This is a genomic window from Pseudomonas sp. V98_8, from assembly GCF_029967975.1.
Classification (GTDB): domain Bacteria; phylum Pseudomonadota; class Gammaproteobacteria; order Pseudomonadales; family Pseudomonadaceae; genus Aquipseudomonas; species Aquipseudomonas umsongensis.
The window spans coordinates 33,531-53,204 of the sequence record NZ_JASCAE010000028.1; the positions used below are offsets into that span (position 1 = coordinate 33,531).

A 19,674-nucleotide genomic window follows, 5' to 3' on the forward strand; every position below is an offset into this window, starting at 1 on the left:
TGGGTTCAACATAACGTTGAGAAACTTGCTAAATTCCGTTGGGTAGTGACTCTGTATTTATTATTAGGAGTACTTTTTCTGCCCGGCATCGACTCCAGTGCCCCTTCAAGGGTGAACCACTAAAGCGCCAGCGCCGGGGGCGCAAAATCATACGCTGAGCGCCCCCCGAGGGAAACCCTTACAAACCGTTACGTTGCGACCCGTCGTCGTATTCCCCGCCTTGATCCACGCCTTTCGCCCGGCAAAAAAATAAATTCAATAAAGACGCTGCATGGCCGACACCCTGTCAAAGCCTTGCGGATTATATAAGCCATGCGTAATAACCAGCCCATTACACAACGCGAACGGACATTCCCGGCTCAGCAACGGTTGATTTCCACCACGGATGCCAAGGGCATGATCACCTACTGCAACGACGATTTCGTCGAGATCAGCGGGTTTTCGCGTGAGGAATTGATCCGTGCGCCGCACAACCTGGTGCGTCACCCCGACGTTCCCGCTGCGGTCTTCGCGCACATGTGGGGCACACTTAAACAAGGCTTGCCATGGATGGGCATTGTCAAGAATCGCTGCAAGAGCGGTGACCACTATTGGGTCAACGCCTATGTGACGCCGATCTTCGAAGGCAATCAGGTGATCGGTTACGAGTCGGTGCGGGTCAAGCCCACCGCCGAACAGATTCGCCGCGCCGAAGCGCTCTACCAACGCATCAACCAGGGCAAGTCGGCCGTTCCTTCTACGGATAAATGGATGCCGGTCCTGCAGGACTGGTTGCCGTTCATTCTGGTCAGCCAGTTAAGCTTCATGATCGGTGCGACCTTGAACTCGCAGTGGGGCTTTGCCCTGGCGGCCGCTCTTTCGGTGCCACTGGGGCTTTTGGGCCTGGGCTGGCAGCAACGCGGCATCAAGCGCTTGCTGCGCCTGGCTGAGCAGACCACCTCCGACCCGCTGATTGCGCAGATGTACACCGACAGCCGCGGTGCCCAGGCACGCCTGGAAATGTCGATCCTCAGCCAGGAAGCCCGCCTGAAAACCTGCCTGACCCGACTGCAGGATACCGCCGAGCACCTGACCGACCAGGCGAAGCAATCCGACGCTCTGGCGCACAACAGCTCCACCGGCCTGGAACGCCAGCGCGTCGAGACCGAACAGGTGGCCACCGCCGTCAACCAGATGGCTGCCACCACCCAGGAAGTCGCCAGCCACGTACAGCGCACCGCCGACGCCACCCAGGAGGCCAACCGCCTGACCGGTCGAGGCCGCGACATCGCCGGGGAAACCCGCGAAGCCATTCAGCGCCTGTCGGTGGTGGTGGGCGAGACCGGCCTGACCGTGACCCAGCTGGCCAAGGACAGCAACGAAATCGGCGGCGTGGTCGATGTGATCAAAGGCATCGCCGACCAGACCAACCTGTTGGCACTGAACGCAGCCATCGAAGCGGCGCGCGCCGGCGAGATGGGGCGTGGCTTTGCGGTAGTGGCCGACGAAGTTCGCCAACTGGCCCAACGCACCAGCGAATCCACCGGGCAGATCCACGCCCTGATCGCCAAGCTCCAGCAAACCGCGGGCACCGCGGTGCAGACCATGGAAGCCGGGCATCGCCAGGCGGAAGAAGGTGTGGCCCGAGTGCTGGAAGCGGACCAGGCGCTGGTGGGGATCAGCGAAGCGGTGGCCAACATCACCGACATGACCACCCAGATCGCCGCCGCGACCGAAGAGCAAAGCGCCGTGGCCGAAGAAATCAGCCGCAATATCAGCAACATTTCGGCACTGGCGGACCAGACCTCGGAACAGGCGCAGAACTCGGCATTGCTGAGCGAAGAGCTGACCAAGACGGCGAATACCCAGTATTCGCTGGTGGAGCGGTTTAACCGCTGATTGATGCAGGCAAAACGAAACCCGGACAGCGAAGGCTTCCGGGTTTTTTATTGCCCATCTGAAATTGATGTCGCCAGTCAGGGCTGCTGGCGACGATATCCAGACTACACACCTATAGGCACCTGCCTACAAATTTGCCAGAAGCCGCCGACTTGTCCGCCTTGGAGCCGAACTCTATCGTTTGCCGGTAAAAATTTAATCACATAAGCTGGTCAGTATGAACACACACCCTTCGGAGGCTCCGATGGCCACCACCAAAAAGGACAAACCCAACAAAAAGGCTGTCCGCGATGAACTGACATTCCTTGATGTTCGGCAAGCCGCGCGTGATGGTCAGAAAGCGTTCGATCAATTTGTGATCACTGGCAGGCTACCTATTACAAAGTAGGCCTGGATGCCAGCCGTCAAAATCTCTGCGCTTTTCGAACAAATACGCAACTGGCAGAACTTCGCCGCACACTTTTACAACTACAAAGTGTGCGGCGAACTGCCTGCAATTTTCGGACGGGACGAACGACTCGACCTGAACGATATGCATCACATCCACTTGGCGAGCACTCAAGCGATTCAAACGCGATGGGCGAAAATCGCCCGCCAGTATTACCGCACAGCATTGGTCAATGACCCTGACAATGACTTTTGGCTTATCTATGCCTATGACGCCTTTCGGGACGAGTACCTTTTGCTTACAGTCACTGGCCCGGACGCCCATAACCGCAGTGAGTGGGGTTCATTTCTGCGCTCGGTGCATTACGAGATTGTTGAGCCTTGGGTGATGGGAAAAGTCATTTTTCCCGATCTGGACGACCTTTTGATTTGAAGAGGTCGTCACTGCAGCAATAGATCACTGCAGAAACGCAGCCACCCTACTCGCCGCAGCCGCCAAATGCTGCTCATGAGTAAACCCCGAAGCCTTCAACGGCTTCAAATCATGATCCCCCGCCACCAGCCAGAATACCTCGATACTCGGTGACAGCGTGTAGCCCTCGACCGCCTCGCGACTGCCCAATGCATCCCGCTCGCCCTGCACGATCAACGTGCGTGTCTTCAACGCCGCCAGGTGCTCCACCCGCGGTTTTTCCGGTTTACCCACGGCATAAAACGGATAACCCAGGCACACCAACGCATCGGCACCCAACTCATCGGCGAGCATGCTGGCGACCCGCCCGCCCATGGACTTGCCGCCAATGGCCAGCGGCCCAGTGACATGGCGTCGCACCTGGGCATACACCTCACGCCAGCACTCCAGCAGCCTTGGCATCGGATTGGGCGGGCGCTTGCTACCGTCGACACGCCGCTGCGCCATGTACGGAAACTCAAAGCGCAATACGTTGACGCCTTGTGCCACAAGGCGTGCAGTGATGTCGTTCATCCAGTCGCTGTCCATTGGCGCTCCAGCGCCGTGGGCCAGGACCAGGGTGGCCGAGGCCTTGCCCGAAGCCGCATCCCACAACCATCCCTGTTCGCGCACGCACTGCGCCCATTGATCCCCGTCAATACCGGCCGTGTGCTGTTTGTCCATGCTTGCCTCGCTTTTAGTCTGCCTATAACTCCAGGCGCAGGGTGCACCGTTTGTGCAGCCGGCGGCTGAACCGTGGATGGGGAACCATGAACACTTCTATCAGTACCGCCTACAACTACAAGGTGGTCCGCCAATTCGCCATTATGACGGTGGTGTGGGGCATCGTCGGCATGGGGCTCGGGGTTTTTCTCGCTGCCCAGTTGGTTTGGCCCGAACTCAACTTCAATTTGCCCTGGACCAGCTTCGGCCGCCTGCGCCCGCTGCACACCAACGCGGTGATCTTCGCGTTCGGTGGCTGCGCTTTGTTCGCCAGTTCGTTCTATTCGGTACAACGCACCTGCCAGACGCAATTATTCGCGCCGAAAATAGCCGCGTTCTGCTTCTGGGGCTGGCAGTTGGTGATTGTCCTGGCGGCCATCAGCCTGCCGTTGGGCTACACCAGCTCCAAGGAATACGCCGAGCTGGAATGGCCGATCGACATCCTGATCACCATCGTCTGGGTCGCCTACGCCGTGGTGTTCTTCGGCACGGTGATGCAGCGCAAGACCAAGCACATCTATGTCGGTAACTGGTTCTTCGGCGGGTTCATCATCACCGTGGCGATCCTGCACATCGTCAACAATATGGAACTGCCCGTCAGCTTCACCAAGTCCTACTCGCTGTATTCCGGCGCCACCGATGCGATGGTGCAATGGTGGTACGGCCACAACGCCGTAGGCTTTTTCCTCACCGCCGGCTTCCTCGGGATGATGTATTACTTCGTGCCGAAACAGGCCGAGCGCCCGGTGTATTCCTATCGCCTGTCGATCGTGCACTTCTGGGCTCTGATCACCCTGTACATCTGGGCCGGCCCCCACCACTTGCACTACACCGCCTTGCCTGACTGGGCGCAGTCGCTGGGCATGGTGATGTCGCTGATCCTGCTGGCGCCCAGCTGGGGCGGCATGATCAACGGCATGATGACGCTCTCCGGGGCCTGGCATAAGTTGCGCAGCGATCCGATCCTGCGCTTCCTCGTGGTATCGCTGGCGTTCTACGGCATGTCGACCTTTGAAGGGCCGATGATGGCGATCAAGACGGTCAACGCCCTCTCCCACTACACCGACTGGACCATCGGCCACGTACACGCCGGCGCGCTCGGCTGGGTAGCGATGATTTCCATCGGCGCGCTGTACCACATGATCCCCAAAGTCTTCGGCCGCGAGCAGATGCACAGCATCGGCCTGATCAACGCGCACTTCTGGCTCGCCACCATCGGCACCGTGCTGTACATCGCCTCGATGTGGGTCAACGGCATCGCCCAGGGCCTGATGTGGCGCGCAGTGAACGAAGACGGCACGCTGACCTACTCCTTCGTCGAAACCCTGGTGGCCAGCCATCCGGGCTTCGTCGTGCGGCTGGCAGGCGGGGCGATCTTCCTGAGTGGCATGTTGCTGATGGCCTACAACACCTGGCGCACCGTGCGGGCCTCGCAGCCTGCCGACGCCGTCGCTGCCGCGCAGATGGCCTGAGGAGTCCGCGATGAAACACGAAACAATCGAGAAAAACGTCGGCCTGCTGATGCTGCTGATGGTGTTGGCCGTGAGCATTGGCGGCCTGACCCAGATCGTCCCGTTGTTCTTCCAGGACGTGACCAACAAACCGGTGGAAGGCATGAAACCCTACACCGCACTGCAACTGGAAGGCCGCGACATCTATATCCGCGAAGGCTGCGTGGGTTGCCATTCGCAGATGATCCGCCCGTTTCGCGCCGAGACCGAACGCTACGGGCACTACTCGGTGGCCGGTGAAAGCGTTTGGGATCACCCGTTCCTCTGGGGCTCGAAACGCACGGGCCCGGACCTGGCGCGGGTCGGCGCGCGCTACTCCGATGACTGGCACCGCGCGCACTTGTACAACCCGCGCAACGTGGTACCGGAATCGAAGATGCCGGCATACCCGTGGCTGGTGGCCAACGCGGTCGACAGCGGCCACACCGAAACCAAGCTGCGCGCCATGCGCACCCTCGGCGTGCCCTACACCGACGAGGACATCGCGGGCAGCGTCGAGTCGCTCAAGGGCAAGTCAGAGATGGACGCGCTGGTCGCCTACCTGCAAGTGCTCGGCACTGCGATCAAGAGCAAGAGGTGAGTCATGGTCGTTGAAATGAGTACTGGAATGATCCGCGGCCTGGGCACCGTCGTGGTGTTCGTGGCCTTCGTCGGCCTGACGCTGTGGGTGTTCAACGCCAAGCGCAGCGCGCAATTCGCCGAAGCGCGCCTGCTGCCGTTCGCCGACGAGCCGCAAGCCCAGACCCCCGAAGAATCCGCCACAAGGAGCACCCGGCCATGACCACTTTCTGGAGTACGTGGATCTGCGTACTGACCATCGGCAGCCTGATCGGCCTGACCTGGCTGCTGATCGGCACCCGCAAGGGCGAAACCAAGGGCAGCGTCGACCAGACCATGGGCCACAGCTTCGACGGCATCGAGGAGTACGACAACCCGTTGCCGCAATGGTGGTTCATGCTGTTCGCCGGCACCCTGGTGTTTGCCGTCGGCTACCTGATCCTCTATCCCGGCCTGGGTAACTGGAAAGGCATCCTGCCCGGCTACGCCAACGGCTGGACCGGCGTGCACGAGTGGGAAAAGGAAATGGACAGGGCCGACGCCCGGTTCGGCCCGATCTTCGCCAAATTCGCCGCCATGCCCGTGGAAGAAGTGGCCAAGGACCCGCAAGCGCTGAAAATGGGTGGGCGCCTGTTCGCCTCCAATTGCTCGGTGTGCCACGGCTCGGATGCCAAGGGCGCGTTCGGCTTCCCCAACCTGGCGGACAGTGACTGGCGCTGGGGCGGCGACGCCGACACCATCAAGGCCACCATCCTCGGTGGGCGCATGGCGGCGATGCCCGCCTGGGGTGAAATCCTCGGCGAAGCAGGGGTGAAAAACGTTGCGGCCTATGTACGCCACGAACTGGCCGGGCTGCCATTGCCAGCGGACGACAAGGCCGACCTGCAAGCCGGACAGCAAGCCTTCAGCACCACCTGTACCGCCTGTCACGGGGCAAATGGCCAGGGCACCGCAGCCATGGGCGCGCCGAACCTGACGCACCCGGCCGGGTTCATTTATGGCACCAGCCTGACCCAGCTCGAACAGACCATCCGCCACGGTCGCCAGGGGCACATGCCGGCGCAGAATGAGTTGCTGGGCAACGATAAAGTGCAACTGCTCGCGGCTTATGTGTACAGCCTTTCGAAAGGGAATGAGCCATTGAGCGGCAAGCTCCAAGCAACAAGCGAAAAGTAAAAACAAGAAGCTGCAAGCGACGAGATCACTCTTGAAGCTTGCAGCTTCAAGCTCCAGGCTGCTTCCTTTTGTCACACCCTTCCCGAGTCCTCCTTTCGAATCCCCGCATTCGGGTCTACGCTTGATCGATGCGGACTGGCCCGTGCCGGTTCCAGGTCATCCTTGCGCGAGGTGTTCGCCCCCGTCGACTGACTGACAGGCCGCAAACGCTGGTAGATACCGGCTGTCGAGCCAAATACCGTCGGTCGCCGACCAGGCCTTTTCAACACACCTTGTTACAAGCGACCTGAACCCCCTCGCTTTTTCCGTTCACTGCGACATTTTGTCCGAGGCCATTTTTGTCCTTACGCGGCGCATGGAAAGGCCGCAGAATCAGCATTTGAACGCATTGACCCAGGTCATGGCGCGTTGCAATGACCCCCTGCTTTCTCCATACTTGCGGCCGATTTTTAATCCTAATAAAACACCCAAACCGTGGAACCTTAGAATGAGCACAGCAATCAGTCCGACTGCTTATAACTATAAGGTAGTCCGCCAGTTCGCCATCATGACGGTGGTCTGGGGGATCCTTGGCATGGGGCTCGGTGTCTTCATCGCCTCGCAACTGGTCTGGCCGGAGTTGAACTTCGGCCTGCCGTGGACGAGCTTTGGACGCCTGCGCCCGTTGCACACCAACCTGGTGATTTTCGCCTTCGGTGGTTGTGCACTGTTTGCCACTTCCTATTACGTCGTGCAGCGAACCTGCCAAACGCGACTGATTTCCGACAGCCTCGCGGCCTTCACCTTCTGGGGTTGGCAAGCGGTGATCGTCGGCGCCATCGTTACCTTGCCGCTGGGTTACACCACCACCAAGGAATACGCTGAGCTGGAATGGCCGCTGGCTATTCTGCTGGCCATTGTCTGGGTTACCTACGGCCTGGTGTTCTTCGGCACCATCACCAAGCGCAAGACCAAGCACATCTATGTGGGCAACTGGTTCTACGGTGCTTTCATCGTCGTGACCGCGATGCTGCACATCGTCAACCACATGTCGCTGCCGGTCAGCCTGTTCAAGTCCTACTCGGCCTACTCGGGCGCGACCGACGCGATGATCCAGTGGTGGTACGGCCACAACGCCGTAGGTTTCTTCCTGACCACCGGTTTCCTGGGGATGATGTACTACTTCGTGCCGAAACAGGCCGAGCGTCCGATCTACTCCTATCGCCTGTCCATCGTGCACTTCTGGGCGCTGATCACCCTGTACATCTGGGCCGGTCCACACCACCTGCACTACACCGCACTGCCGGACTGGGCCCAATCGCTGGGCATGGCCATGTCGATCATCCTGCTGGCGCCAAGCTGGGGTGGCATGATCAACGGCATGATGACCCTGTCGGGCGCCTGGCATAAGCTGCGTACCGACCCGATCCTGCGCTTTTTGGTGGTGTCCCTGGCGTTCTACGGCATGTCGACCTTCGAAGGCCCGATGATGGCCATCAAGACCGTCAACTCGCTGTCGCACTACACCGACTGGACCATCGGCCACGTACACGCCGGCGCACTCGGCTGGGTAGCAATGATCTCGATCGGCGCGATCTACCACATGATCCCGAAACTGTTCGGTCGCGCGCAGATGCACAGTATCGGCCTGATCAACACGCACTTCTGGCTCGCGACCATCGGTACCGTGCTGTACATCGCCTCGATGTGGGTCAACGGCATTACCCAGGGCCTGATGTGGCGTGCAATCAACGACGACGGCACCCTCACCTACTCGTTCGTCGAAGCACTGCAAGCCAGCCACCCTGGCTTCATCGTTCGCGCCCTGGGCGGTGCGTTCTTCGCCACGGGCATGCTGTTCATGGCCTACAACGTATGGCGTACCGTACGTGCCTCGCACCCGGCAGAGGCTAAAGCTGCCGAACAGATCGTTGTAGTTGGAGCTCACTGATGAAGCATGAAGCAGTCGAGAAGAATATTGGCCTGCTGGCCTTCTTCATGGTTATCGCCGTCAGTGTCGGCGGCCTGACCCAGATCGTTCCGCTGTTTTTCCAGGATGTCACCAACAAGCCGGTCGAGGGCATGAAGCCCCGCCCTGCCCTTGAACTGGAAGGCCGGGATGTCTACATCGCCAACGGTTGTGTCAGCTGCCACTCGCAGATGATCCGCCCGTTCCGTGCTGAAACCGAACGTTACGGCCACTACTCGGTCGCCGGCGAGAGCGTGTGGGACCACCCGTTCCTGTGGGGTTCCAAGCGTACCGGTCCGGACCTGGCCCGTGTCGGCGGTCGTTACTCCGATGACTGGCAGCGTGCGCACTTGTACAACCCGCGCAACGTGGTGCCTGAGTCGAAAATGCCGGCCTACCCGTTCCTCGTGGAAAACAAGCTCGACGGCAAGGACACCGCCAAGAAAATGGAAGTCTTGCGCGCGCTCGGCGTCCCTTACACCGACGAAGACATCGCCGGTGCCAAGGATGCCGTGAAGGGCAAAACCGAAATGGACGCGCTGGTGGCCTATCTGCAAGGCCTGGGCACCATCATCAAAAGCAAACGGTGATCTAAATGGATATCGGGATGATTCGTGGCCTGGGCACCGTTGTCGTGATGGTGGCCTTCATCGGTCTGGCGTTGTGGGTGTTCAGTCCCAAGCGCAAGTCGGAGTTCGAAGACGCGACCTTGCTGCCTTTTGCGGATGATCCCGAAGCCATCAAGCACGTCGAGCAAGCTTCTAGGAGTAACAAAGAATGACTACATTCTGGAGTCTGTATGTCACAGTCCTCAGTCTCGGTACGATCTTTTCCCTGACCTGGCTGCTGCTGTCGACCCGTAAGGGCCAGCGCACCGAGGCGACCGAAGAGACGGTTGGCCACTCCTTCGACGGGATCGAGGAGTACGACAACCCCCTGCCGAAATGGTGGTTCATGCTGTTCGTGGGCACCATCATCTTCGCCTTGGGTTACCTGGTGCTGTACCCGGGCCTGGGCAACTGGAAAGGCCTGCTGCCAGGCTACAACTACCTCGATAACGAAAAGCAGACCGCGTTCGCCAACGGCCAGACCGGCTGGACCGGCGTTCACGAGTGGGAAAAGGAAATGGCTCGTTCGGACGCCAAGTTCGGTCCGATCTTCGCCAAATTCGCGTCCATGCCGATCGAAGAAGTTGCCAAGGACCCACAAGCGCTGAAAATGGGCGGCCGCCTGTTTGCCTCCAACTGCTCGGTCTGCCATGGCTCCGACGCCAAGGGTGCCTACGGCTTCCCTAACCTCACTGACGCCGACTGGCGCTGGGGCGGCGAAGCGGAAACCATCAAGACCACCATCATGGGCGGTCGCCACGCGGTGATGCCGGCGTGGGCTGAAGTGATCGGCGAGCAAGGCGTTGCGGACGTTGCCGCTTTCGTCCTGACCAACCTCGATGGCCGCAAGCTGCCGGAAGGCGCCAAGGCTGACCCGGTTGCCGGCGGCAAGTTGTTCGCGGCCAACTGCGTGGCTTGCCACGGTCCGGAAGGTAAAGGTACCCCAGCGATGGGCGCACCTAACCTGACTCACCCAGCCGCGTTCATCTACGGTTCGAGCTTTGCGCAACTGCAGCAGACCATCCGTTACGGCCGCCAGGGCCAGATGCCTGCCCAGGAACAGCTGCAAGGTAACGACAAGGTTCACCTGCTGGCCGCTTACGTCTACAGCCTGTCGCATGGCGAGAAGGCTCCGGTGGCAGACGCCCAGTAAGGCATTCGCCTGATGCAGTAACGAACGGCCCCGCCAATGAGAATTGGCGGGGCCGTTTTGTCATGGGCGCCCCGTTCATGAACTGAAACCAATATTCGATAGGCTTGCAGACCGCACGGGGGTAACGTCGAGTGACCTGGCCGCCGGCAGGAAGCCGGTTTGCCAGGACAAGGAAGATTTCATCATTGAACAAGGAATGATCCCATGTCTGATCAAGAACACCGTAATCCCTGTAACAGCCCGGTACCCTCCGAGCCTGTGAAAGAGGAAATCGTCGCGCACGTCGAGTCTGCCATCACCGAGCACGAACCCACCGAAAAACCTCAACCCGAGGCCACCACGCCGCGTCGGCGCAGCTTTGCCGCTACCGACAGGAAAAAAGGCAGCGGTGGTCTCGACAGCCTGGGCAAGGGTAACCTGCCCTAGGCCATGAAGCCCGAGCGCAGCGGACAGCCGCTGCGCTCTCAGGGTTGCCCCACCCTACGGGCGGGCCAGCAACCTCCGTGAGCTATAGTCAATTGACCTGCATCATGTTTTGTTACATTCGCTACACCATTCGGGTTTTTTCCCCAACGCGACCAAAGGTCGCACCCTTGAGCTAGAGCGACAGGCGTATCATTGCGCCACTGCAACACCTCTTTTTGACCGCGGTCGGCATGTACTGACCGAGGCATTTTTCCACTGCCGTGGGATGCAACGATGAGCAATCAGATTCCGGTACACGATGTCACCCCGCCCGCCAAGAACGGGGGCAACAGCGTCGACCTCTATGCCTCCAGGGAGAAAATCTACACCCGTGCCTTCACCGGCCTGTTTCGCAATTTGCGCATGGCAGGCGGCGCTTTCCTGTTCCTGTTGTATTTCGGCACGGTGTGGCTCAACTGGGGCGGGCACCAGGCCGTGTGGTGGAATTTGCCTGAGCGCAAGTTCTTCATCTTCGGGGCCACCTTCTGGCCTCAGGATTTCATCCTGCTGTCCGGCATGCTGATCATTGCCGCCTTCGGCCTGTTCTTCATCACCGTGTACGCCGGCCGGGTCTGGTGCGGCTACACCTGCCCGCAAAGCGTCTGGACCTGGATCTTCATGTGGTGCGAGAAGATCACCGAAGGCGATCGTAACCAGCGCATCAAACTCGACAAGGCGCCGATGAGCGCCAACAAGTTCCTGCGCAAATTCAGCAAGCACAGCCTGTGGCTGTTGATCGGTTTCGTCACCGGCATGACCTTCGTCGGCTACTTCACGCCGATTCGCGAACTGGTGATCGAGTTCTTCACCGGTGAAGCCGACGGCTGGTCGTATTTCTGGGTCGGTTTCTTCACGCTCGCCACCTACGGCAACGCCGGCTGGCTGCGTGAGCAGGTGTGCATCTACATGTGCCCGTACGCACGCTTCCAGAGCGTGATGTTCGACAAGGACACCCTGATCGTCTCCTACGACCCGCGCCGGGGCGAAAGCCGTGGCCCGCGCAAGAAAGGCATCGACTACAAGGCCCAGGGCCTGGGTGACTGCATCGATTGCACCATGTGTGTCCAGGTCTGCCCGACCGGCATCGACATCCGCGACGGCCTGCAGATCGAGTGCATCGGCTGCGCGGCGTGCATCGATGCCTGCGACGCCATCATGGACAAGATGGAATACCCGCGCGGCCTGATCAGCTACACCACCGAGCACAACCTGTCCGGGCAGAAAACCCATAAACTGCGCCCGCGCCTGATCGGCTATGCCGTGGTGCTGATGGCGATGATCGGGGTGCTGGTGACCGCGTTCTTCATGCGCTCGCTGGTCGGCTTCGACGTCAGCAAGGACCGTGTGCTGTACCGTGAGAACGCCGAAGGCCGGATCGAGAACGTCTACAGCCTGAAGGTAATGAACAAGGACCAGCGCGACCACACTTACTTGCTCGAGGCCGCCGGCCTGCCGGACCTCAAGCTGCAGGGCCGGCGCGAGATCAAGGTTGCGGCCGGCGACATCGTCAGCCAGCCGGTCGAACTGTCGGTGGCCCCGGAACAATTGCCATCGAGCACCAACGAGGTGAAATTCATCCTCAAGGACGCCGATGACGCCAGTATCCACGTTGAAGCCAAGAGCCGATTCATCGGCCCACAAAATCGTTGAGAGAAGTGATCATGCCCGCAGCAACTGCCGCAAGCCCCTGGTACAAGCACCTTTGGCCGTGGATCATCATCGGGATCCTGGCCTGCTCGGTGACCCTGACCTTGTCCATGGTGACCATCGCGGTGAAGAACCCGGACAACCTGGTCAACGACAATTACTACGAGGCCGGCAAGGGCATCAACCGCTCCCTGGACCGTGAACTGCTGGCGCAAACCCTGCAGATGCGCGCCAGCATTCACCTGGATGACGTGACCGGTGAAGTCGACCTGCGCCTGAGCGGCAAGAGCCAGCCTGCGACGCTTGAGCTGAACCTGATCTCGCCGACGCAACCGGAGAAGGATCGCAAGATCCCCCTCACCCGCAGCGACACCGAGCAGGGCCGCTATATCGGCCAACTGAGCGACAAGATCGAAGGCCGCCGCTTTATCGAACTGCTCGGCACCCAGGATGACCACATCTGGCGCATGTTCGAGGAAGAATTGGTCAACCATGACAAGGAATTGCTGCTCGGTGATGAACCGTTGCAAGGCGCGGAAGACCTGAAAAAATAATCCTTACCTGATCGTCCCCACGCTCTGTGTGGGGACGCAGCCAGGGACGCTCCGCGTTCCAGCCGAAGCGGACGCGGAGCGTCCGGGGAGGCATTCCCACGCGGAGCGTGGGAACGATCATCGGACAACACCTCATGACCACCACCCCAACCCCCTGCTACCACTGCGCCCTGCCCGTCCCCAGCGGCAGCCGCTTCACCGCCGTCGTGCTCGGGGAGACGCGGGAATTCTGCTGCCCGGGATGCCAGGCGGTGGCCGAGGCCATTGTCGCAGGTGGCTTGCAAAGCTATTACCAGCATCGCAGCGAAGCCTCGGCCAACCCCGAGGCGCTGCCGGTGCAACTGGTCGATGAATTGGCGCTATACGACCGCGCCGACGTGCAGCAGCCCTTCGTTCGCCACGAAGGCGATTTGGCCGAAACCACGCTCCTGATGGAAGGCATCAGTTGCGCCGCCTGCGGCTGGCTGATCGAAAAACACCTGCGCACCTTGCCGGCCGTTGCCGAAGCGCGCCTGAACCTGTCCAACCATCGCTTGCACGTGCGCTGGTCCGACGGGCAATTGCCGCTGAGCCGAGTGCTCGCCGAATTGCGCCACATCGGTTACGCCGCCCACCCTTATCAAGCCGATCGCGCCAGCGAACAACTGGCCAGCGAAAATCGCCTGGCCCTGCGCCAGCTTGGCGTGGCCGGGCTGTTGTGGTTCCAGGCGATGATGGCGACCATGGCTACATGGCCGGAATTCAACATCGACCTCAGCCCCGAGCTGCACGCCATCCTGCGCTGGGTCGCGCTGTTCCTCACCACACCGATCGTGTTCTACAGCTGTGCGCCGTTCTTCAAGGGCGCCATGCGCGACCTGCGCACTCGGCACCTGACCATGGACGTATCGGTGTCGCTGGCCATTGGCAGTGCCTACATCGCCGGGATCTGGACCTCGATCACCGGGGTCGGCGAGCTGTATTTCGACGCCGTGGGCATGTTCGCCCTGTTTCTGCTGGCCGGGCGCTACCTGGAACGGCGAGCCCGGGAACGCACCGCCGCCGCGACCGCGCAGCTGGTCAATCTGCTCCCGGCCTCCTGCCTGCGCCTGAGCGCCGACGGCCAGAGCGAGCGCATCCTGCTCAGTGAACTGCGTGTAGGCGATCAAGTGCTGGTGCATCCGGGGGCGATCCTCCCGGCCGACGGCAAAATCCTAGACGGTCAGTCGAGCATCGACGAATCGCTGCTGACCGGCGAATACCTGCCGCAGCCACGCACCCCGGGCGATGCCGTCACCGCCGGCACCCTGAATGTGGAAGGCCCGTTGACCGTCGAAGTCCTGGCCCTCGGTCATGACACCCGCCTCTCGGCCATCGTGCGCCTGCTCGACCGTGCCCAGGCGGAAAAACCGCGGTTGGCGGAAATCGCCGACCGTGCCGCGCAATGGTTCCTGTTGCTGACACTGATCGCCTGCGCCTGTATCGGGTTGTTGTGGTGGGAGCTGGACCCGTCTCGCGCCTTCTGGATCGTGCTGGCGATGCTGGTCGCGACCTGCCCGTGCGCCCTGTCCCTGGCCACGCCGACCGCATTGACCGCCGCCACCGGCACCTTGCACAAGCTGGGTTTGTTGCTGACCCGCGGTCACGTGCTCGAAGGCCTGAACCAGATCGACACGGTGATTTTCGACAAGACCGGCACCCTCACCGAAGGCCGCCTGGCGCTGCGTTCGATCCGCCCCCTCGGCGCGCTTGCCAGCGATCAATGCCTGAGTCTCGCCGCCGCACTGGAGAACCGCTCAGAACACCCGATTGCCCGTGCTTTTGGTCGCGCGCCGGTGGCCGCCGAAGAGGTTCACAGCACGCCGGGGCTGGGCCTCGAAGGACGGGTGGGCGAGCAACGCCTGCGCATCGGCCACCCCGGTTTTGTCTGCGCACTCAGCGGCGCCACGGTGCCCTCCATACCGGAGGAAGCCGGGCAATGGCTGCTGCTAGGCGATAGCCAGGGCCCGCTGGCGTGGCTGGTTCTCGACGACCGTTTGCGCGCCGATGCCCCCGATCTGCTGGCGGCCTGCAAGGCCCGTGGCTGGCGCACCCTGTTGCTGTCGGGCGACAGCTCGCCGATGGTCGCCAGTGTCGCGGCCGAACTGGGCATCGATGAAGCCCGTGGCGGCTTGCGTCCGGACGACAAGCTGCAAGTCCTGCAGCAACTGCACAAGGAAGGTCGCAAGGTGTTGATGCTCGGTGACGGGGTCAACGATGTGCCGGTACTGGCCGCCGCCGACATCAGCGTGGCCATGGGCTCGGCCACTGACCTGGCGAAAACCAGCGCCGACGCGGTACTCCTGTCCAACCGCCTCGATGCCCTGGTGCAAGCGTTCGACCTGGCGCGCCGCACCCGCCGGGTGATCATCGAGAATTTGCTGTGGGCCGCGCTGTACAATGGACTCATGTTGCCGTTCGCCGCCCTTGGCTGGATCACACCGGTGTGGGCCGCCGTCGGCATGTCGCTCAGTTCGTTGACCGTGGTGCTCAACGCCCTGCGCCTGACTCGCCTGCCGAGCGCGCCGGTTGCCCGCACCACGCCAGAAACCCGCCCGCTGCCGGCCTGAGCCGCACGGGCATGGAGTCCAGATGCCAGCTCTCTACGTGATGATTCCGGCCGCGCTGTTGATCGTGGCCATCGCTGTCTTCATCTTCTTCTGGGCCGTCGACAGCGGTCAGTACGACGACCTCGACGGCCCGGCCCACAGCATCCTGTTCGACGACCAGGACCCGAACCACACCGCGGCGGTCGACGAGGCCAGCGGCCACCCGCCCAAACCCGACGACAAGGCGCCGCCCCATGCTTGATTTGGCGCCGCTGCTGGTGTCGGCGGTCATCCTCGGTCTGCTCGGTGGCGGTCATTGCCTGGGCATGTGCGGCGGCTTGATGGGCGCATTGACCCTGGCCATCCCGAAGGAACAACGCAGTCGCCGCTTTCGCCTGCTGCTGGCCTACAACCTGGGGCGCATCCTCAGCTATGCCACCGCCGGCCTGCTGATCGGCCTGGCCGGCTGGGCGGTGGCCAACAGCCCGGCGGCGATGTTCATGCGCGTGCTCGCGGGCTTGCTGCTGATCGCCATGGGCCTGTACCTGGCCGGCTGGTGGAGCGGGCTGACCCGCATCGAAAGCCTCGGTCGCGGCCTGTGGCGGCATATCCAGCCGGTCGCCAACCGATTGCTGCCTGTGTCGAGCCTGCCCCGGGCGTTGCTGCTGGGCGGGCTTTGGGGCTGGCTGCCTTGCGGACTGGTCTACAGCACCCTGCTGTGGTCGGCTAGCCAGGGCAATGCGCTGGACAGTGCGTTGCTGATGCTGGCGTTCGGACTGGGCACCTGGCCGGTGCTGCTCGCCACGGGGCTGGCGGCCGACCGGGTGACGGCGTTGTTGCGCAAACGCAGCGTGCGCATGGCAGGCGGGTTGCTGGTGATGTTGTTCGGCATCTGGACCCTGCCGGGGCCGCATCAGCATTGGCTCATGGGGCATTAAAAGCAAAAGATCGCAGCCTGCGGCAGCTCCTACAGGTGTTACGCAATTCCCCTGTAGGAGCTGCCGCAGGCTGCGATCTTTTGATCTTGATCCCCTTTGACGCAAATCAAGATCCCCAAACGCCCCACCCCCTAGACTCGCCAACACTGCCAGCCTATCCGGGGAATTGCCCGCATGATGCTCGACGCCATTCGTTGGGACACCGATCTGATCCGCCGTTATGACCTGGCGGGACCGCGCTATACCTCCTACCCGACCGCGGTGCAATTCCACAGCCAGATCAGCCCGTTCGACCTGCTGCATGCCCTGCGCGACAGCCGCAAGGCCGTGCGCCCGTTGTCGCTGTATGTGCACGTGCCGTTTTGCGCGAACATTTGCTACTACTGCGCCTGCAACAAGGTGATCACCAAGGATCGCGGCCGGGCGCTGCCTTACCTGCAGCGCCTGGAACAGGAAATCCAGCTGATCGCCTGCCACCTCGACCCCGCACAGAAAGTCGAGCAACTGCATTTTGGCGGCGGCACGCCGACCTTTCTCAGCCACGACGAACTGCGCCAGCTGATGGCGCACTTGCGCAAACATTTCAATCTGCTCGATGACGATAGCGGTGACTACGGCATCGAAATCGACCCTCGCGAAGCCGACTGGTCGACCATGGGCTTGCTGCGCGAACTGGGTTTCAATCGGGTCAGCATCGGCCTGCAAGACCTTGACCCGGCCGTACAGCGCGCGGTCAATCGCCTGCAGAGCCTGGAGGAAACCCGCGCAGTCATCGACGCCGCCCGGACACTGCAGTTTCGTTCGATCAACATCGACCTGATCTACGGGCTGCCCAAGCAGACCCCGGAAAACTTCGCCCGCACCGTCGACGAAGTCATCAACCTGCAACCGGACCGGCTCTCGGTGTTCAACTATGCGCACCTGCCGGAACGCTTCATGCCGCAACGGCGGATCAACAGCAACGAGTTACCGACGCCAGCACAAAAGCTGGAGATGCTGCAGCGCACCATCGAACAGCTGACCACCGCTGGCTACCGCTACATCGGCATGGACCACTTCGCGCTGCCCGACGATGAGCTGGCGATCGCCCAGGAAGAATCGACCCTGCAGCGCAACTTCCAGGGCTACACCACCCACGGGCATTGCGACTTGATTGGCCTCGGCGTGTCGGCAATCAGCCAGATCGGCGACCTGTACTGCCAGAACAACAGCGACCTCAACCAGTATCAGAACGCCTTGGCGTCGGCGCAGCTGGCCACCAGCCGCGGCCTGCTGTGCAACGCCGATGACCGCGTGCGGCGGGCGGTGATCCAGCAGTTGATCTGCAACTTGAGCCTTGAATTCGTCCAGATCGAACGCGCCTTCAACATAGATTTTCAAGGCTATTTCGGCGAACTTTGGCCGCAATTGCAGGGCATGGCCAAAGATGGCCTGATTGAGCTGGACAGCGAACGCATCACTGTACTGCCGGCAGGTCGCTTGCTGGTTCGCTCGGTGTGCATGGTATTTGACGCCTACCTGGAACAACACAATCGCCAACGGTTCTCCCGAGTGATCTAGACCCTGCGACAAATCCGCCGTGCGCTGGCTTCAATGTCCTGCAGTGGGTTACCCTTACGTCTTATGTGTGTTTTCCCACAAGGATTGAAGAAATGTCCGAGCCAGTAAAACTGCGCGCTCACACTCAGGCCCACTGCAAGGATTGCAGCCTGGCCCCGCTGTGTTTGCCACTTTCTCTGAATCTGGAAGATATGGATGCGCTGGACGAAATCGTCAAACGAGGCCGCCCGCTGAAAAAGGGTGAGTTTCTGTTCCGCCAGGGCGACCAGTTCGACTCGGTTTACGCCGTGCGCTCCGGCGCCCTGAAAACCTTCAACCTGAGCGATGCCGGCGAAGAACAGCTCACTGGCTTCCATTTGCCGAGCGAACTGGTCGGGCTGTCGGGCATGGACACCGAAAAACACCCGGTGTCGGCGCAAGCGCTGGAAACCACCTCGGTGTGTGAAATCCCTTTCGAACGTCTCGACGAACTGGCCCTGCAACTGCCACAGTTGCGCCGCCAGCTGATGCGCGTGATGAGCCGCGAGATCCGTGACGACCAGCAAATGATGTTACTGCTGTCGAAAAAGACCGCCGACGAGCGCATCGCCACCTTCCTTGTCAATCTGTCGGCACGCTTCCGTGCCCGGGGCTTCTCGGCCAATCAGTTCCGCTTGAGCATGTCGCGCAACGAAATCGGCAATTACCTGGGCCTGGCGGTGGAAACCGTGTCGCGGGTGTTCACGCGCTTCCAGCAGAACGAACTGATCGCCGCCGAGGGCAAGGAGATCCGCATCCTCGACCCAATCCAGCTGTGCGCCCTGGCCGGTGGCTCCCTCGAAGGCTGATTCGGTGGGTCGCGGCTGAGCGAAACGGTTCAGCCGCCGTTATACTGTGTCGTTTGCAGCCTGCCAGGACTCCTTCGATGGTCTTCGACTCCTTCGACATCAAATCCCTCATCCGCCCCGTGATCGACTTTCCGAAGCCCGGTGTGATCTTTCGCGACATCACCCCGCTCTTCCAGTCGCCCACGGCCCTGCGCCTGGTGATGGACAGCTTCGCCCACCGTTATGTCGAGGCGGACTTCACCCACATTGGCGCCATGGATGCCCGGGGTTTCCTGATCGGCTCAGTGCTGGCCTATCAGTTGAACAAGCCGCTGGTGCTGTTTCGCAAGCAAGGCAAGTTACCGGCCGACGTCCTGGCAGAAGGCTATGCGACCGAGTACGGCGAAGCGTTTCTTGAAGTGCACGCCGACAGCCTGTGCGAAGGCGATTCGGTGGTGATGTTCGATGACCTGATCGCTACCGGCGGTACCCTGATTGCGGCGGCAAACCTGATTCGCCGCATGGGCGCCCGGGTGCATGAAGCGGCGGCGATTATCGACTTGCCGGAGTTGGGTGGGTCGCAGCGTTTGGAAGACATGGGGATTCCGACGTTTTGCCTGACGCAGTTTGCCCTTTCCGATAAATAATTATCGCCTGCCAGGACCTCTTCGCGAGCAAGCCCGCTCCCACATTGAATCTGCGGCGTGCACAAAACCAATGTGGGAGCGGGCTTGCTCGCGAAGG

21 protein-coding genes are annotated in these 19,674 nt (G+C 61.2%); 20 read left to right on the top strand and 1 reads right to left on the bottom strand.

Annotation, left to right across the window (positions count from 1 at the left end; translation table 11 throughout):
- The first annotated feature begins 312 nt into the window (after positions 1-312).
- From QLG10_RS08035 to QLG10_RS08045, 3 genes are all read left to right on the top strand, one after another.
- Entirely contained in the window at positions 313-1,878 is a 1,566-nt protein-coding gene (locus tag QLG10_RS08035) for a PAS domain-containing methyl-accepting chemotaxis protein (RefSeq protein ID WP_179054730.1), read from the top strand.
- A gap of 244 nt (positions 1,879-2,122) precedes the next feature.
- Complete coding sequence (locus tag QLG10_RS08040) at positions 2,123-2,266, top strand: hypothetical protein (RefSeq protein ID WP_177411524.1); 144 nt, start codon at positions 2,123-2,125, stop codon at positions 2,264-2,266.
- A 6-nt stretch (positions 2,267-2,272) separates the two neighbouring features.
- The gene (locus QLG10_RS08045) at positions 2,273-2,698 is read left to right on the top strand and encodes a type II toxin-antitoxin system YafO family toxin (RefSeq protein ID WP_248677893.1); all 426 of its coding nucleotides are present in this window, start codon (positions 2,273-2,275) and stop codon (positions 2,696-2,698) included.
- 24 nt (positions 2,699-2,722) lie between these two features.
- On the opposite strand, the gene QLG10_RS08050 is transcribed toward QLG10_RS08045, so the two are convergent.
- On the bottom strand, positions 2,723-3,400 hold the full coding sequence (locus QLG10_RS08050; RefSeq protein WP_282486675.1) for an alpha/beta fold hydrolase: 678 nt from the start codon (positions 3,398-3,400) through the stop codon (positions 2,723-2,725).
- 86 nt (positions 3,401-3,486) lie between these two features.
- Here QLG10_RS08050 and ccoN (QLG10_RS08055) point away from each other — a divergent pair, with 86 nt between their 5' ends.
- From ccoN (QLG10_RS08055) to QLG10_RS08135, 17 genes are all read left to right on the top strand, one after another.
- Positions 3,487-4,911 (top strand): cytochrome-c oxidase, cbb3-type subunit I, encoded by a 1,425-nt coding sequence (gene ccoN / locus QLG10_RS08055; protein ID WP_110746468.1) that lies wholly within the window; start codon positions 3,487-3,489, stop codon positions 4,909-4,911.
- A gap of 10 nt (positions 4,912-4,921) precedes the next feature.
- Positions 4,922-5,530: a cytochrome-c oxidase, cbb3-type subunit II gene (gene ccoO / locus QLG10_RS08060; RefSeq protein WP_033042279.1), complete on the top strand. Its 609-nt coding sequence runs from the start codon at positions 4,922-4,924 to the stop codon at positions 5,528-5,530.
- A 3-nt stretch (positions 5,531-5,533) separates the two neighbouring features.
- Positions 5,534-5,731, top strand: a complete 198-nt coding sequence (locus QLG10_RS08065; protein ID WP_020800671.1) for a CcoQ/FixQ family Cbb3-type cytochrome c oxidase assembly chaperone — start codon at positions 5,534-5,536, stop codon at positions 5,729-5,731.
- The gene (gene ccoP, locus QLG10_RS08070; protein WP_188264397.1) at positions 5,728-6,684 is read left to right on the top strand and encodes a cytochrome-c oxidase, cbb3-type subunit III; all 957 of its coding nucleotides are present in this window, start codon (positions 5,728-5,730) and stop codon (positions 6,682-6,684) included. Before QLG10_RS08065 ends, ccoP (QLG10_RS08070) begins: the two co-directional genes overlap by 4 nt.
- A 487-nt stretch (positions 6,685-7,171) precedes the next feature.
- The gene (ccoN, locus tag QLG10_RS08075) at positions 7,172-8,614 is read left to right on the top strand and encodes a cytochrome-c oxidase, cbb3-type subunit I (RefSeq protein WP_020800668.1); all 1,443 of its coding nucleotides are present in this window, start codon (positions 7,172-7,174) and stop codon (positions 8,612-8,614) included.
- Positions 8,614-9,222, top strand: coding sequence for a cytochrome-c oxidase, cbb3-type subunit II (gene ccoO / locus QLG10_RS08080; RefSeq protein ID WP_008057891.1), 609 nt, complete (start codon positions 8,614-8,616; stop codon positions 9,220-9,222). Before ccoN (QLG10_RS08075) ends, ccoO (QLG10_RS08080) begins: the two co-directional genes overlap by 1 nt.
- Before the next feature lie 5 nt (positions 9,223-9,227).
- Complete coding sequence (locus QLG10_RS08085) at positions 9,228-9,413, top strand: CcoQ/FixQ family Cbb3-type cytochrome c oxidase assembly chaperone (RefSeq protein WP_003175465.1); 186 nt, start codon at positions 9,228-9,230, stop codon at positions 9,411-9,413.
- The gene (ccoP, locus tag QLG10_RS08090; protein ID WP_110746465.1) at positions 9,410-10,393 is read left to right on the top strand and encodes a cytochrome-c oxidase, cbb3-type subunit III; all 984 of its coding nucleotides are present in this window, start codon (positions 9,410-9,412) and stop codon (positions 10,391-10,393) included. The genes QLG10_RS08085 and ccoP (QLG10_RS08090) overlap by 4 nt, the downstream gene beginning before the upstream one ends.
- 204 nt (positions 10,394-10,597) lie before the next feature.
- Positions 10,598-10,819 (top strand): hypothetical protein, encoded by a 222-nt coding sequence (locus QLG10_RS08095; RefSeq protein WP_110746463.1) that lies wholly within the window; start codon positions 10,598-10,600, stop codon positions 10,817-10,819.
- Positions 10,820-11,092: 273 nt separating this feature from the next.
- Complete coding sequence (ccoG, locus tag QLG10_RS08100; RefSeq protein WP_110746461.1) at positions 11,093-12,508, top strand: cytochrome c oxidase accessory protein CcoG; 1,416 nt, start codon at positions 11,093-11,095, stop codon at positions 12,506-12,508.
- Between the two features lie 11 nt (positions 12,509-12,519).
- Entirely contained in the window at positions 12,520-13,059 is a 540-nt protein-coding gene (locus tag QLG10_RS08105) for a FixH family protein (protein ID WP_282486693.1), read from the top strand.
- A 134-nt stretch (positions 13,060-13,193) separates the two neighbouring features.
- The gene (locus QLG10_RS08110; RefSeq protein ID WP_282486695.1) at positions 13,194-15,647 is read left to right on the top strand and encodes a heavy metal translocating P-type ATPase; all 2,454 of its coding nucleotides are present in this window, start codon (positions 13,194-13,196) and stop codon (positions 15,645-15,647) included.
- A gap of 22 nt (positions 15,648-15,669) precedes the next feature.
- Positions 15,670-15,888, top strand: a complete 219-nt coding sequence (gene ccoS, locus QLG10_RS08115) for a cbb3-type cytochrome oxidase assembly protein CcoS (protein WP_188264402.1) — start codon at positions 15,670-15,672, stop codon at positions 15,886-15,888.
- Positions 15,881-16,564 (top strand): sulfite exporter TauE/SafE family protein, encoded by a 684-nt coding sequence (locus QLG10_RS08120; RefSeq protein ID WP_110746454.1) that lies wholly within the window; start codon positions 15,881-15,883, stop codon positions 16,562-16,564. The genes ccoS and QLG10_RS08120 overlap by 8 nt, the downstream gene beginning before the upstream one ends.
- 177 nt (positions 16,565-16,741) lie before the next feature.
- Complete coding sequence (gene hemN, locus QLG10_RS08125) at positions 16,742-18,124, top strand: oxygen-independent coproporphyrinogen III oxidase (RefSeq protein ID WP_179054779.1); 1,383 nt, start codon at positions 16,742-16,744, stop codon at positions 18,122-18,124.
- A 92-nt stretch (positions 18,125-18,216) separates the two neighbouring features.
- Positions 18,217-18,951 carry a fumarate/nitrate reduction transcriptional regulator Fnr gene (gene fnr / locus QLG10_RS08130; RefSeq protein ID WP_020800660.1) on the top strand — a complete coding sequence of 245 codons (735 nt, stop codon included), beginning with the start codon at positions 18,217-18,219 and terminating at the stop codon, positions 18,949-18,951.
- Between the two features lie 77 nt (positions 18,952-19,028).
- Complete coding sequence (locus tag QLG10_RS08135; RefSeq protein WP_008057870.1) at positions 19,029-19,577, top strand: adenine phosphoribosyltransferase; 549 nt, start codon at positions 19,029-19,031, stop codon at positions 19,575-19,577.
- Positions 19,578-19,674: the final 97 nt, after the last annotated feature.

Bases quoted from the DNA above. Each gene is read 5' to 3' on its own strand.
- QLG10_RS08135 (WP_008057870.1), top strand. From the start codon at position 19,029: ATGGTCTTCGACTCCTTCGACATCAAATCCCTCATCCGCCCCGTGATC.
- QLG10_RS08035 (WP_179054730.1), top strand. From the start codon at position 313: ATGCGTAATAACCAGCCCATTACACAACGCGAACGGACATTCCCGGCT.
- QLG10_RS08050 (WP_282486675.1), bottom strand. From the start codon at position 3,400: ATGGACAAACAGCACACGGCCGGTATTGACGGGGATCAATGGGCGCAG.
- QLG10_RS08065 (WP_020800671.1), top strand. From the start codon at position 5,534: ATGGTCGTTGAAATGAGTACTGGAATGATCCGCGGCCTGGGCACCGTC.
- QLG10_RS08110 (WP_282486695.1), top strand. From the start codon at position 13,194: ATGACCACCACCCCAACCCCCTGCTACCACTGCGCCCTGCCCGTCCCC.
- QLG10_RS08040 (WP_177411524.1), top strand. From the start codon at position 2,123: ATGGCCACCACCAAAAAGGACAAACCCAACAAAAAGGCTGTCCGCGAT.
- ccoN (WP_110746468.1), top strand. From the start codon at position 3,487: ATGAACACTTCTATCAGTACCGCCTACAACTACAAGGTGGTCCGCCAA.
- ccoO (WP_008057891.1), top strand. From the start codon at position 8,614: ATGAAGCATGAAGCAGTCGAGAAGAATATTGGCCTGCTGGCCTTCTTC.
- ccoN (WP_020800668.1), top strand. From the start codon at position 7,172: ATGAGCACAGCAATCAGTCCGACTGCTTATAACTATAAGGTAGTCCGC.
- QLG10_RS08045 (WP_248677893.1), top strand. From the start codon at position 2,273: ATGCCAGCCGTCAAAATCTCTGCGCTTTTCGAACAAATACGCAACTGG.
- ccoG (WP_110746461.1), top strand. From the start codon at position 11,093: ATGAGCAATCAGATTCCGGTACACGATGTCACCCCGCCCGCCAAGAAC.
- QLG10_RS08105 (WP_282486693.1), top strand. From the start codon at position 12,520: ATGCCCGCAGCAACTGCCGCAAGCCCCTGGTACAAGCACCTTTGGCCG.
- QLG10_RS08095 (WP_110746463.1), top strand. From the start codon at position 10,598: ATGTCTGATCAAGAACACCGTAATCCCTGTAACAGCCCGGTACCCTCC.
- ccoO (WP_033042279.1), top strand. From the start codon at position 4,922: ATGAAACACGAAACAATCGAGAAAAACGTCGGCCTGCTGATGCTGCTG.
- hemN (WP_179054779.1), top strand. From the start codon at position 16,742: ATGCTCGACGCCATTCGTTGGGACACCGATCTGATCCGCCGTTATGAC.
- fnr (WP_020800660.1), top strand. From the start codon at position 18,217: ATGTCCGAGCCAGTAAAACTGCGCGCTCACACTCAGGCCCACTGCAAG.
- ccoS (WP_188264402.1), top strand. From the start codon at position 15,670: ATGCCAGCTCTCTACGTGATGATTCCGGCCGCGCTGTTGATCGTGGCC.
- ccoP (WP_110746465.1), top strand. From the start codon at position 9,410: ATGACTACATTCTGGAGTCTGTATGTCACAGTCCTCAGTCTCGGTACG.
- QLG10_RS08120 (WP_110746454.1), top strand. From the start codon at position 15,881: ATGCTTGATTTGGCGCCGCTGCTGGTGTCGGCGGTCATCCTCGGTCTG.
- QLG10_RS08085 (WP_003175465.1), top strand. From the start codon at position 9,228: ATGGATATCGGGATGATTCGTGGCCTGGGCACCGTTGTCGTGATGGTG.
- ccoP (WP_188264397.1), top strand. From the start codon at position 5,728: ATGACCACTTTCTGGAGTACGTGGATCTGCGTACTGACCATCGGCAGC.